The 512-nt window shown below is 48.8% G+C and carries 1 protein-coding gene; it reads left to right on the forward strand.

Annotation, left to right across the window (positions count from 1 at the left end; genetic code table 11):
- Positions 1 to 512 (forward strand): reverse transcriptase N-terminal domain-containing protein (locus AC0QHF_RS13390; protein WP_324704719.1); only part of this gene is annotated, 512 nt, incomplete at both ends.

Below are 512 nucleotides of genomic sequence, written 5' to 3' on the forward strand. Positions count from 1 at the left end.
TCGGGACAGGATGCAAAAGCCAGAAGGTTGCAGAGACTCCTTTTGAAGTCATACTACGCAAGGCTCTTAGCGGTAAGGCGAGTGACCCAAGATAACCAGGGCAAGAAGACAGCCGGAGTGGATGGAGTGGTAGCAATATCCCCTAATCAAAGGTTTGAACTTGTTGAGGAAATCAAAGGAAACTTCAAGGCTAAACCGTTACGGAGAGTCTGGATACCAAAACCCGGACGGGATGAAAAACGCCCACTGGGAATCCCGACAATCCGAGATAGAGCCAAGCAAGCCTTGGTCAAGATGGCATTGGAACCCTTCTGGGAACCATCATTCGAGGGAACAAGCTATGGGTTCCGACCTGGACGCTCAACTCTTGACGCAGTTGGCAGAATATTTGCTGGTATCAACAAAATGGGATACTACGTCCTCGATGCCGACATCGCCAAATGCTTCGACCAGATTGACCATGATTACCTGCTATCCAAACTTCGTTGTCCAATGACCATAAGGCGCAATAT

This window comes from Lyngbya sp. CCY1209 (genome assembly GCF_055795065.1).